A 13,664-nucleotide genomic window follows, 5' to 3' on the forward strand; every position below is an offset into this window, starting at 1 on the left:
AAGAATATAAAAGCAAACATCTGAATTATTAAAATTAGTTAGAATTTTACCAAATTTTTATAAAATTCAATTGTGGCTATACAATCTTAAAAATATTTAAAAGGAAGTGTTATTAATTTTCAAAATTAATAAAAAGGAAAAAGACATCACAAAGAGACTTTTATAAAAATCAACTACTGTTTACAAACTAAAAAAATTAATCTTCCTCTGGAATGATTGCGTCTTGATTTTTATTTAGCTCTTCTTTTTTAGATTCCTTCGGCTTAGAAAAATTAATATATTCTGGCGCCAAGTTTGAGTCTTGATAAACATCATTTGAAGAATTTGTAGTTCCTAATTTATGATTCTTAAATATCTTGTTCACTAACTCTTTAAAAGTATCAAAATCTACTTCATAAGAAACCCCTAAACCTTGAGTATAGCCAATCCCCTGTCCTATGTAATTAATATCATTCTCTCTATTAAAGAGGCGTAAATTAAGCGTTCCATCTTCATTTACTCTATATTGAACTTCTAAATCCCCAACAATAGCAGATTCGTTAATTCCTCCAAATGGTACCCCTACTTTTCCGTTTATAGTAATTCTTTCATTAATTTTTGAGGAAATTGTCGCTACAAAACGACCGTCAGTCTCTCTACCAATTCTTTTGTCAGCAGAAATGTAATTAAGTCCAACTTTAAATTTTTCATTCTCAGATTTTATAATTCCACCTAACAAACTGGATGCTGTTTCAAATAAACTTCCTGAAAAATCAGATTGATTAACTCCTTCAGGACTTAAAAATCCACCAGAAGATAATAGGTATAATGCCTGCGTTTGCCTCACATCTTTATCATTCAATTTATATTGTATCTCGGATTTTAATACATTACTAACCGTAGGGAATTCGATATTAAAATCAGGTTCAGGACTAGCTAAATCTCCTCTAATACCAATGATAACCTCTACAGGTACTTTCCTGTTAAAAGAGGAATTTTCTAATAACACAGCAGGATTTGCAATTGTTTTATAGACAGCTTCTAAATTTAATTGTGCTTTCATTGGATTTCCTTCCCACGAAATAGAGCCTCCTTTTTTGACATCAAATTTCTTATCAATTAATCCTCCGTATTTAAAATTATAACTTCCTTCATAGGGCTGGAAATCTCCCCACATATTAAATTTCCCCAAAGTATTTATCTTAAACAATAACGATCCATATCCTTTCCCTTTCATTCCATGACCAGAATTCCTATCTAATATCACTTCAACTTCCGCATCGGGCGTAATATCCAAATCAAACTCTAACTCTAACCCTTTGTATTTTCTACCATAATCGACAATACCTCTTTCAATATTATATTTCTCTTTGGCAGTCAAAAAATGAACAAAATTATTATCACTTACGCTTTCTGCATCATTAATGGGTATTTTAACCGCAGTCCCTTTTTCCGATTTTGCATTTACTTTTATAAATAATCCATTCGTTGGCCCTTTTATAGTAGCATCACCGTCAATAAATGCAGTACCATAATAAGCTGCGTCTTCCCTATCTTTTGTATCTAAAACTAGTAATCTCTTTGTATTAACTGCCAAATCCAGTTTCCAATCAGCAAAATTATTGTGTTCAATACTACCATTCAAAGTCCCTTTTGTATCAAATTTGGAATCCGTAATAGTATTATTTCTAAACAAGAATTTCTCATCTACCAAATCAATTATTGACCTATCATCCAATACATAATCCACATTCAAATAAGGAATTGTCATTCCTGTATTATCGGCATAAAGACGACCGTTTATCTTAGGCTTAGTCAAGTTTCCTCCAATAGAAACATTTCCTGATATTAACCCTCTAATATTTGTCATTACCTCCCCACCTATCGAACTTAAAACGCCCAAATTGAATTGGTCAAATTTTAATTTTAAATCAAGAACTGTTTCCTTATTTATTATTTCAAAATTTCCATAAGCATTAAAAGACTCTAAATTTTCATTTTCTAAAAAGGAATTGATAGAAAATTTTTCTAAATTCTGATCTCCCTCAATGTCAAAATTAAAAACACCTAAATCCGTTTTATTTATATTTAAATGATCAATTACCAATGAAGCAGTAGGTTTATAAATAGCATTATTTTGCTTAAAATCAACTTCTCCATTTATATTTCCGTTAAAAATAAATTTATCATTTTCAGGTGTAATTTTAAACAAATCAACATCCTTAAAACTAAGTTTTAAATCCTTATTTGTATTGTCCTTAATTTTACCTTTGAGGGAAATGGCCTGATTTTCATGAGATAATATAATATCATCAATATTAAAATTCTTAAAGGATTTGTCAAAAACGATCTGATTGTTAGGAGCATCTTTTTCATTTAAATACCATAGATAATCTTTAAATTTCATCTCTGATTTACTAATACCAACAACATTATCATTATTCTCATTAATTGTATGATATAAATTCAGATTGAAATAATCCTCTCCTTTACTACCTCCTTTGAATTCAGAACGAAAGTACAACGTGTCCTTCATAGTAACATTGATCAAACTAAAATCACGAATTTTATAATATTTCGTTTTAATACTATCTAATTCTATATAAGCATTATATAATGGGTTTTTATTATCTATTGCAACTCTGATGTTATCAAAAATATTATTAGATGCTACAATTTGTGGTGAGTTAAAGTTGAGCTTGAACTCTTGAATATCCGACTTAATATTCCCTTTTACAATTGTATTCGCAGCGATTGCAATTTCAGGATAAAATATTTCTATGATTTTATTATATATAGTAAAATTGAACTTTAGAAATTGTCCTTTATTTACCTTATTGGGTTTAAAATTTGTATACAAACTTCCTAAAGAATTCTTAACTAAATTCCCTAATTGACTAAATTGAAATTTACCAATAATTTGTCCTTCTACAATATCTGGTGAATTAACCGTTATGGTACGAATTCTTTCATTATCAAAACTAGAATAAATATTAAAGTCATTAAAAACATAAGTGTCTTTGACATTCTGATACGATGTTTTTTTTATATATACATTCCCTTGAAGGTTTTCAATTGTATTTCCTGTTACTTGAACAATGACATCCCCTTTAAAAACAGAAACTGAATCCTTTACCAGTTTTAATTTATGTAAGTCCGCATTTTCAACATTTATATGAAAATCATACTTATTGTCTTTTTTACTTAAATCCAATAAACCATCAAAATTCATGCTTAAATTGGGGTCATTTACAGAAATTTGGCCTTTGTAATTTGGAGCTTTAAAATTACCATTTACTACAACATTCGTATAGGTATAATTATTAAAATCAATTTTTGTTATATCACCTTTGAGGGAAGTATTTAAATATTTTTCAGTAAAACCTACTCCATCAACATCAATATTCATGCTTATTTTACCAAGATCTTTACGTTCGAGTAACTCCCCAACATTAAAATCGTCTAAGATCACTTTACCAGCATAGGAAGCTTTATCAATAAAATCAATTCGAGTCATACTCAAGACAGATTCCAATTTCCCTAAATCAGAATCCAATGAAAAATCGGCATCAATCTCTGTACTAGTTAATTGAGTCGTTCCAACAAGAGAAAATCTACCTAATTTCTTAACTTCAACTGGAAGTTTCTTTCCTAAAAAATTAGGAAGTATAGTGACTAAGTTATCATAACTACTTGAAAAAGAAGTAAAATTTGCATCCATTAAAAACTTCTGATCTTCTGCTCCAAAAATATTTTTAAAGTTAATTGATCCAAGCATTTTTGTTTTGTTAGAATCAATAAGATTCAAACTAGTAATCTTTAAATTATTTAAAGGACCTTTTATATTGGCTTTAATATTAAAAAATTGGTTTTTACCCAGCTCATCATAAAAAATTCTAAGATCATTGGTTCCTAACTTAGATGAATTAATTTTTACATCAAACTGAACTTTATCTGTAAAACTTGCAAAATCTTCAATTTTATAATTTAGATAAACATCAGCATCAATTTTTGACTCTTTTGTTTCAATTTTTAGCTGTTCTAATTTTATATTTTTTTTGGTATAACTAAACTTAGAACTTAAGTTGGCGACATATAGACCTCGATGATCTAAAAATGACATTTTATTAATTATTGTTTTAACAGCTGGACCATATAATAAAAAATCACTTAAAGTTGTGTTTAGTCTAGTAAAATTAAGTTGTTTGGGCGTATTTTTATTTTCATCTGTTAAGATAAAGTGCCCATCTGTAATATAGGCACTATTTGCTTTTAGCAAAAAATGTTTACCGGAAGGTTTTCCTGTATTAAAAGCATTGATGAATTTATCAATATTACTTTCTTTTTCGTTTTTATACGTTTTTAGATTAAATAACAATCCATCCAAACGGATATCATCAAAAATTAAATCTCCATCTAATATTTTTTTACCTTCAAGAATATTTGTGTTAACAATTTTCGAAAAAATCAAAGTATCTTTATGATGGTCAAGAATAATAACGTTTTTGAATTTTACACCTCCAAATACAGAAATTCTAACTTCATCAATAGCAATATGGGTTCCATAATCCTTATTTATCGAATTGGTAAAATGTTGTGCTATTTTAGTTTGGACAAAAGGTAAAGAAAGAGCAATACCAAGCACTAATAGCAATAGGATTAGTCCCAAAATTATGCGGAAAATTATTTTAATGAATTTTTTGATACCTTTTGTTATTATATTTTTTCTAAATAATTATTTTGCCCTAGGAAAGAGCGGCACCTTTAATAAAAATTCTTTAATTTTGGCTGCGCCGTAAAAATAAAAAAAATAAAATCGGTTTGTCAAATATAATCCAAAATTTGTGCCTTTTTATGCAAAATTCCGAGGTTTTTATTCTTGCTATCGAAAGCTCCTGTGACGACACAGCAGCTGCCGTATTACATAACGACAAAGTACTGTCAAATGTTGTAGCAAATCAGTTGATTCATACCCAATATGGTGGTGTAGTTCCTGAATTGGCTTCACGTGCTCATCAACAAAATATAGTGCCTGTAATTGATGCCGCACTGCAAAAAGCAAATATTAAAAAAGAACAACTTTCAGCAATTGCATTCACTCAGGGTCCTGGGTTAATGGGATCGCTGCTTGTGGGTAGCTCATTTGCCAAATCTATGGCATTGGCATTAAACATTCCTTTAGTTGCAGTAAACCATATGCATGCTCATATTTTGGCACATTTTATAGCAGAAGAAAACTACGATAAACCAAGTTTCCCTTTTTTAGCCTTAACAATTAGTGGCGGACATACACAAATCGTAAAAGTCAATGATTTCTTTGATATGGAAATTATTGGTGAAACAACTGACGATGCTGTTGGAGAAGCTTTTGATAAGAGTGCAAAAATACTAGGCCTTCCATATCCAGGAGGTCCATTAGTTGATAAATATGCTCAATTAGGAAATCCTAAAGCATTTGCTTTTACAAAACCAAAAGTCCCAGGACTCGATTTTAGCTTTTCTGGATTGAAAACAGCAATTTTATATTTTATTCAAAAGAGAAAATTAGAAAACCCTGATTTTATATCCGAAAATCTGAATGATATTTGTGCCTCCATACAATATACCATCATTGAAATTTTGATGGATAAACTAAAATTAGCCGTAAAAGAAACCGGAATAAAACAAATTGCAATTGGTGGTGGCGTTTCGGCCAATTCTGGAATTAGAAATACTTTGAAAGAAGCCGAACAAAAATACGGTTGGAAAACCTTTATTCCTAAATTTGAATACACAACCGATAATGCTGCAATGATTGGAATTGTAGGTTATCAAAAGTTTTTATCACAAAAATTCGAAACTTCATCTGTAGTTTCAAAAGCACGAATACAATTTTAAATTATGCAATTATTTTACAATCCAAATATTGACGCAACTACTGAAAACTTCTCTTTTGATAAGGAAGAAAGCAAACATATCATAAAAGTTTTACGAAAAAAAGACACTGATATTTTGTATGTTACAAATGGTTTAGGGGATTTATTTGAAACAGAAATCACATTAGCTTCTGATAACAAATGTACTGTTAAAATAATATCAGCTACAAAAAAAGCACCTTCAAAAGTGTATTTACATTTAGCTGTAGCTCCTACAAAAATGAACGATCGTTATGAATGGTTTCTAGAAAAAGCAACTGAAATTGGTGTTCAAGAAATAACTCCAATTATTTGTGATCACTCGGAACGAAAAGTAATTAATCAAGAACGATTTGAGAAAATTATTTTGGCAGCGATGAAACAATCAAATGAACTACATCTCCCAAAATTAAATAACGCCATCACTTTTAAAGAATTTGTTAAACAAAAAAATAAAGGATTACAATTGATAGCGCACTGTGAAGAAACAGATAAAAAATCATTGAAATCGGTATTAAAGCCAAATGAAAACCTTACTATACTAATAGGACCTGAAGGTGATTTTTCCGAAAAAGAAATTGCATTAGCAATAGCCAGTGAGTTTATTCCCGTTACCTTAGGAACTACTCGATTAAGAACCGAAACAGCTGCTATTGTGGCTTGTCATAGTGTTGCATTCTTTAATGAAGATTAAATTTTCAAAGAATCTATGAAAAAAATATATTCAGTTTTACTGTTAATCTCTATTTCGTCATTTTCTCAAGAAATCGCATTAGTTAAATACAATGGCGGTGGTGATTGGTATGCAAATCCCACATCTCTACCTAATTTAATTAAATATTGTAATGCTAATATCAACACAAAAATAAATCCAAAACCTGCAACAGTTGAGCCTGGAAGTCCTACTATTTTCTCCTATCCTTTCCTTCATATGACTGGCCATGGAAATGTCGTTTTTAATGATGCTGAAGTTAGTAATCTTAAAAAATATTTAAGCGCAGGAGGGTTTCTCCATATTGATGATAATTATGGAATGGATCGATATATCAGAAAAGAAATAAAAAAAATATTTCCAAATAACGAATTAATTGAAATTCCCTCTACTCATGCCATTTTTCAAAAACCATTTTTGTTTACCACTGGATTACCTAAAATTCATGAACATGATGGCAAACGCCCTCAAGCTTTTGGCATTTTCATAGATAATAAACTTGTTTTACTTTATACTTATGAATGTGATTTAGGAGATGGATGGGAAGATCCAGAAGTCCACAATGATCCGATTTCTGTACGAGAAAAAGCATTAAAAATGGGGGCCAACATTATCAATTATATTTTCAATAATTGATAATTACATACTGCATAAATCTCTAAAAAAGAGAATTACATTTAAAACTAGAACACTTTTACAATAGAAAATATTTTTTTCTAAAATTATTTTAAATATCTAATGAAACAATTCTTTTGATATTTAAAAATAAGTACTCATTATTAAAGTTTCTTTTTTAGATAAAAATTAACTGAATTCCTTAAAAAGTTACATTATTAAAACGAAAATAAATAGATGCTTTTCATAAAAATAAAAGGAATTGTTGATTAATATGTTTGAGTACTTACCTTAAAATAAAGATTCATAACAGACAAAGTGTTCAATAAAACCGACTAAGGGCATTTTTACTTTGTAATTAGTAAGATTAAACTTATAAATATATTTTATATTTATAGTATTTTATTCAAAAAAGCCCGTCAAATAAGCACTCTTAATTTCTTGTTAATTTTTTTTAAAAAAAAATTTTTTTATTTAATAATTTTGTTATAGAATTGCGGTATTATTAACCTAAATCAATTTTTTATAACAAAACCTATTATTATTATGAAAAAAGTAATTTTATCCGCAATGGCATTCTTAATGCTATTTTCTTGCCAAAATGACCAAACAGAATCAACTGTTGCGGCAACAAATGCAATGACAAAAAGAGCATGTGCTTCTCAAGATGTACTTGCTGAACAATTAAAAGCTGACCCTACATTAGTTTTAAGAATGAATCAAATTGAGGCTTTTACTCAAAAAACGATGTTAACCAACCGTCTAGTTAATGGCAAAATTGTAATTCCAGTTGTTGTAAATGTATTATACAGAACAGCTGCTGAGAATATTTCAGATGCACAAATACAATCACAAATTGATGTCTTAAATGAAGATTATACAGCAACTAATGCTGACTTCAGTAGTACTCCAGCTGAGTTTGCAGGAGTTGCGGCAAATGTTGGTATTACATTTGAATTAGTTCAAATCAAAAGAAAATCAACTACGAAAACCTCTTGGGGTACAAGAGATGCAATGAAAAGCACAAAAAAAGGAGGATTAGACCCTACATCACCAGCAAATACACTTAATATGTGGGCTTGTACTATTGGTGGAGGCATTCTAGGATATGCACAATTCCCAGGTGGATCAAGTGCTACTGATGGAGTTGTTATTGATTCTAATTATTTTGGATTATCAAGCGCTGCTAGTTATCCTTATAACTTAGGAAGAACAGCTAGTCATGAAGTTGGTCACTGGATGAACTTAAGACATATTTGGGGTGATGCATCTTGTGGTAATGACTTAGTTGCTGATACACCTGTTCACAAAACTTCAAACTTTGGCGTACCAACATACCCTTACGTAAGTACTTGTTTACCTGCTCACAATGAAATGACAATGAATTACATGGATTACACTGATGATAGAGGTATGTACATGTTTACAAACGGTCAAAAATCAAGAATGACAGCTTTATTTGTTTCTGGAGGAGCAAGAGCTGGTTTTGGAATCTAGATTTTAACCATTCCCAAATTAAACTCGCTACTTGTTAGCGAGTTTTTTTTGGGAAAATTTAAAATAAAAGATTTAAGAATACTATTACTAAATTAAAAATGTATAAGAAAGTAACTTTAGAGAAAATCAGAAGTTCATTAAAGTTTAAAAAAAGCTGTATCTTTATAATACCTATATACATTTGCATTATAATAATGAAATAAAGATCTAAAAATTAAAAAAAACTTTTAATAATACAATCGGCATGAATAATAAAATACTTTTTTATTAGCTATAATTTTTATTTTAGATAAAAATGTTATAAAATTGTTATTATATTAACCAAAATCATTAATTTATAACAAACCATTATGAAAAAAATTATTTTATCAGCCGTGGCATGTATGATGCTATTTTCTTGCCAAAATGAATCATCAGATGCAAGTTCTCTTTCTACAAACGCAATTACGCAGCGTAAATGTGCATCACAAGATGTACTTGAAGCACAATTAGCAGCTGACCCAACATTAGCTTTAAGGATGAATCAAATTGAACAGTCCATACAAAAAACTATGCTGACAGGTCGTTTAGTAAACGGAAAAATTGAAATACCAGTAGTAGTTAATGTTTTGTATAAAACTGCAGAAGAAAATATTTCTGATGCACAAATTCAATCCCAAATAGATGTTTTGAATGCAGATTTTAATGCTGGAAATTCAGATTATAATGATGTTCCTGCTTTATTTTCTGGAGACAAAGCGAATGTAGGGATTTCATTTGTCTTAGAAACAATCAATAGAAAATCGACTAAAAAAACTTCTTGGGGTACTAGAGATGCTATGAAAAGTACGAAAAAAGGAGGATTAGACCCTACGTCACCTTCAAACAAGCTTAATATGTGGGTTTGTACAATTGGTGGTGGAATTTTAGGTTACGCACAATTCCCTGGTGGTAAAAGCGCTACTGATGGAGTAGTAATTGATCCAAACTACTTTGGTTTGTCAGGTACAGCAAATGCACCTTACAACTTAGGAAGAACTGCAACTCACGAAGTAGGTCACTGGATGAACCTACGTCATATTTGGGGTGATGCAACTTGTGGAGATGATTTAGTATCTGATACTCCTACGCATAACACTGCAAATTATGGTGTACCAGTTTACCCTCATTATAGTACTTGTCCCGGAACTCCAGTTGAAATGACGATGAATTACATGGATTATACTGATGATCCCGGAATGTATATGTTTACCAATGGACAAAAATCAAGAATGGATGCCATATTTGTTTCTGGTGGTGTTAGATCAGGTTTTCGTATCTAATAATTTTTAAACTTAATAAATAAAAAGAGGTCTCAAAATATATTTTGAGGCCTCTTTTTATTTACTGTGACTTTCCAAACTGCTTGTATTGGTTGCTGTTATTTCAATTTATTTTACATCTAAATTTTATTTAAAATAAACGGGACGAAAATTTTATGATTGCTATTCATGATAAAATACAATAGGCCTTAGCTTGATTTGTAATTAATTTTATAAGTTGATATAAAAAACGCCTCATTTAGAGACGTTTTTTTGTTTTTACTAATTAAAACAAACTATTCATTTATAAATCAATTACTTATTTTTTAAAATTTGAAATTCCTGATTTTAACCAAGTCTCATACTCTCCTATACTTACATAACTTATAGTTGGTTTTGTTTTATTTAAACTATTCCCTTCTAAATCAGTTAAAACATATAAAGGTTGTGTATTCGTTTCATACTTAGATATCATAAAATCAGTCCATTTATCTCCTACTGTTTCAATTGTTGAACCCGTTGTTTTCGATACAAATTGTTGGTCTTTTGGCAAATCCCTTTTGTCATCTACATATAAAGAAATTAACACAATATCATTATTTAGAATAGGTAAAATAGTCGAATCAGACCAAACATTATTTTCCATTTTACGGCAATTCACACAAGCATAACCTGTAAAATCAAGCATAATAGGTTTATTAACTGATTTAGCATAAGCCAATCCTTTTTCATAATCATCAAAAACTACGATTCCATGAGGTCCCCTTTTAGCACCATCAGGCAAAACAGTTGCTGCAGAAATAGTGCTAGAACCACCTACACCAAAAGGGCTTTCACTATATTCAATAGAAGGTGGGAAAGCATTAATAATTTTTAATGGAGCTCCCCAAAGTCCTGGAATTAAATAAATAGTAAAACTTAAAACAACCAATCCCATTAATAGTCTTCCTACCGAAAGGTGTGTTAATGGACTATCATGTGGTAAGGTAATTTTACCGAATAAATAGAATGCTAACGTTCCAAAAATAGCAATCCAAATCGCCAAGAATACTTCTCTTTCTAATAAATGTAATTGTAAAACTAAATCAGCATTCGACAAAAATTTAAAAGCCAAAGCCAGTTCCAAAAATCCTAAAACTACTTTTACGGTATTCAACCAGCCTCCTGATTTTGGTAAAGAATGCAACCAGCCTGGGAACATTGCAAAAAGCATAAAAGGCAATGCCAATGCCAATGAAAAACCAAACATCCCAACAATTGGTGCAATACCTCCTTTTGAAGCTGCTTCAACCAATAAAGTCCCTACAATAGGTCCCGTACAAGAAAAAGAAACAATAGCTAATGCCAATGCCATAAATAAAATCCCTATCATTCCGCCTCTATCAGCTTGATCATCTACTTTATTGGCCCAAGAATTAGGTAACATAATTTCGAAAGCCCCTAAAAATGACGCTGCAAAAACAACCAATAAAACAAAAAATATAATATTAAACCACACATTTGTTGATAAAGCATTCAGCGCATCGGCGCCAAAAACCCAGGTTACTACAAATCCCAGCATCACGTAAATAACAATAATAGCAATTCCGTAAATAATAGCATTTCTGATTCCCTTAGCCTTTGTTTTACTTTGTTTAGTAAAGAAACTTACCGTCATAGGAATCATTGGGAATACACAAGGCGTCAACAAAGCGGCGAACCCTGAAAGAAAAGCAATAAAAAAGATAGACCAAAGTCCTCTTTTAGAATCTGGTTTTGGAGTTGCTTCCACCGTTTTTTCAGGAGTTGCTTCCATAATATTACTGGCACCAAGACTTGGAGCCAATGTGTCTTCTTTTATAGTATCTAATAAAGCAGGAGCTGCAACTGTTTCGGTTTTTGGAGTTTCTGATACTACCGCAACAGACGCCGCAGGTAATACAAAAGTAAATTTCTTTTCTAAATTGATGCAAACCTCTTTACAAACTTGATAATTCAATTCTGCTTCAACTTTAGAAACTTTTGAATTTGTGATCTTAATTTCTTGTTGAATTTGCGCTTTTCTTTCAAAGAAGGTTTCATTTACTTCAAAAATATCATTGTAAGCTGTTCTTGTTTTACTTTCTTTGGCTTTGCCTACAAGACTAAAATTTCCATTTGCATTTTTAAAAATCACTTCCAATGGCAGTGGTCCCCCATCAGGTGTAAATTGAGAATACATATGCCACTCTTTTTCTATAACTCCATTAAAAGTTAGTAGATAGGTATTCTCTGATTTTTTTTCAATTTTAGTAGTCCATTTAACGGGATCCAAAATTTGTGCATTTACATTGGCAAAAGCCAAAAAAGTAAGTAGTAAAAAAATAATTTTCTTCATTATTCTAAATCTATTTTTAATATATTTTGTGTCGTACTATTTATTCTAAAACGTTCATCTTGTCTGTAACCAATAACCCAAACAATAGAATCACCAGACCATAAAATCCAGCAATTTTCTTTTTCTAATAAGGAAAACTTTTCATCTTTAAAAAACTTACTTAGTTTTTTAGTCTTGCCTTCCATGCCAAATGGCTGAAAATTATCCCCTTCTTTCCACCTACGCAAAACTAAGGGGTATTCTAATTTATCTTCATCAACAAATATAGCCGTATTTGAGCTAATGGAAATGTCATCTACTTTACAAAACGAAAGATTTAAGGGAATCTTAACGTCTTGGACTCCTTTTTCGATACAATATTCTTCGTTTTCAGTTTCAAAATTTATCGGACTTAGAATTAAAGAATCTCTATCTTTCAATAATCTAAATTCTGATGAAAAAATTTTTTTTCCAGATTGACTATCCACCAAATCATATACATCATCCCAAGCCGAAAAACCAAATTCATGCAACCATTGGTACAAATACGATTTATAATTAGGCAATCGCTTTAGCTGGTTCAAATTAAAATGCATTTCATCTTCCTCTTGTCGCACTACTTGTTGATATACCATGATAGAAGCGTCTTCTACCATCGCTACTGATTCTTGCAAATACGATTGTGTTTTTTGAAATGATTCAATAAAATGTGGATTCAGTTCTTTTAATAAAGGAACTAAATCATGACGAATCTTATTTCGTAAATACTTATCTGAGGCATTGCTGCTGTCTTCACGCCATTCAATCTTATTTTCTTCAGCATAATGAGCAATTTCTTCTCTAGAAAATAACAAAAGCGGCCGAATAATATTTCCGTTTTCAGCTGGAATACCAGTTAAACCTTCTAGTCCTGTTCCTCTACTCAAATTAATCAGGAAGGTTTCAATATTATCATCCGCATGATGTGCTGTGAGGATATAATCATAGTTTTCGGTTTCTAAAAGTTCATAGAACCAATTGTATCGCAAATCTCTTGCTGCAACCTGAGTAGACAGTTTGTAATCTTTGGCGAAAGCCTGAGTATCAAATTGCGTTATAAAAACGGGAATATCATTTGCTTCAGCGAAATCTTGAACAAATTTTTGATCTCCAAAACTCTCTACTCCCCTCAACTGAAAATTACAGTGTGCCAAAGCTATTTTATAGTCCAATTGCTGAAATAAATGAGCCATCACCATACTATCCAAACCACCACTTGTAGCCAGAAAAAGTTTTTTATTTTCCAAAAAGGGAAAGTGATGCGCAATATGATTTTTAAGTTTATCTAACATGCTTCAAAAATAAAGATTAAA

Annotated in this window: 8 protein-coding genes; 5 read left to right on the forward strand and 3 right to left on the reverse strand. The window is 30.6% G+C overall.

Annotation, left to right across the window (positions count from 1 at the left end):
- Positions 1-196: 196 nt before the first annotated feature.
- Complete coding sequence (locus AB3G39_RS11720) at positions 197-4,648, reverse strand: translocation/assembly module TamB domain-containing protein (RefSeq protein WP_369769383.1); 4,452 nt, start codon at positions 4,646-4,648, stop codon at positions 197-199.
- Between the two features lie 185 nt (positions 4,649-4,833).
- On the opposite strand from AB3G39_RS11720, the gene tsaD reads away from it, so the two are divergent.
- From tsaD to AB3G39_RS11745, 5 genes are all read left to right on the forward strand, one after another.
- Positions 4,834-5,856: a tRNA (adenosine(37)-N6)-threonylcarbamoyltransferase complex transferase subunit TsaD gene (gene tsaD / locus AB3G39_RS11725; protein ID WP_369769384.1), complete on the forward strand. Its 1,023-nt coding sequence runs from the start codon at positions 4,834-4,836 to the stop codon at positions 5,854-5,856.
- A gap of 3 nt (positions 5,857-5,859) precedes the next feature.
- On the forward strand, positions 5,860-6,567 hold the full coding sequence (locus tag AB3G39_RS11730; RefSeq protein WP_369769385.1) for a 16S rRNA (uracil(1498)-N(3))-methyltransferase: 708 nt from the start codon (positions 5,860-5,862) through the stop codon (positions 6,565-6,567).
- Between the two features lie 15 nt (positions 6,568-6,582).
- Positions 6,583-7,221 (forward strand): DUF4159 domain-containing protein, encoded by a 639-nt coding sequence (locus AB3G39_RS11735; protein ID WP_369769386.1) that lies wholly within the window; start codon positions 6,583-6,585, stop codon positions 7,219-7,221.
- Between the two features lie 525 nt (positions 7,222-7,746).
- Positions 7,747-8,697, forward strand: a complete 951-nt coding sequence (locus AB3G39_RS11740) for a zinc metalloprotease (protein WP_369769388.1) — start codon at positions 7,747-7,749, stop codon at positions 8,695-8,697.
- A 350-nt stretch (positions 8,698-9,047) separates the two neighbouring features.
- Positions 9,048-9,998 carry a zinc metalloprotease gene (locus AB3G39_RS11745; RefSeq protein WP_367752567.1) on the forward strand — a complete coding sequence of 317 codons (951 nt, stop codon included), beginning with the start codon at positions 9,048-9,050 and terminating at the stop codon, positions 9,996-9,998.
- Between the two features lie 298 nt (positions 9,999-10,296).
- Here AB3G39_RS11745 and AB3G39_RS11750 read toward each other — a convergent pair whose 3' ends face one another.
- Together AB3G39_RS11750 and tilS are read right to left on the reverse strand one after the other, a co-directional pair.
- On the reverse strand, positions 10,297-12,333 hold the full coding sequence (locus AB3G39_RS11750) for a protein-disulfide reductase DsbD family protein (RefSeq protein WP_369765246.1): 2,037 nt from the start codon (positions 12,331-12,333) through the stop codon (positions 10,297-10,299).
- Complete coding sequence (tilS, locus tag AB3G39_RS11755) at positions 12,333-13,643, reverse strand: tRNA lysidine(34) synthetase TilS (protein WP_369765247.1); 1,311 nt, start codon at positions 13,641-13,643, stop codon at positions 12,333-12,335. Before tilS ends, AB3G39_RS11750 begins: the two co-directional genes overlap by 1 nt.
- Between the last annotated feature and the right edge of the window lie 21 nt (positions 13,644-13,664).

Origin of the sequence: Flavobacterium sp. WC2416 (assembly GCF_041200095.1) — a bacterium.
Classification (GTDB): Bacteria; Bacteroidota; Bacteroidia; order Flavobacteriales; family Flavobacteriaceae; genus Flavobacterium.

Coding starts and splice junctions, on each gene's coding strand:
- AB3G39_RS11750 (WP_369765246.1), bottom strand. CDS start 12,333: ATGAAGAAAATTATTTTTTTACTACTTACTTTTTTGGCTTTTGCCAAT.
- AB3G39_RS11730 (WP_369769385.1), top strand. CDS start 5,860: ATGCAATTATTTTACAATCCAAATATTGACGCAACTACTGAAAACTTC.
- AB3G39_RS11745 (WP_367752567.1), top strand. CDS start 9,048: ATGAAAAAAATTATTTTATCAGCCGTGGCATGTATGATGCTATTTTCT.
- AB3G39_RS11735 (WP_369769386.1), top strand. CDS start 6,583: ATGAAAAAAATATATTCAGTTTTACTGTTAATCTCTATTTCGTCATTT.
- tilS (WP_369765247.1), bottom strand. CDS start 13,643: ATGTTAGATAAACTTAAAAATCATATTGCGCATCACTTTCCCTTTTTG.
- AB3G39_RS11740 (WP_369769388.1), top strand. CDS start 7,747: ATGAAAAAAGTAATTTTATCCGCAATGGCATTCTTAATGCTATTTTCT.
- tsaD (WP_369769384.1), top strand. CDS start 4,834: ATGCAAAATTCCGAGGTTTTTATTCTTGCTATCGAAAGCTCCTGTGAC.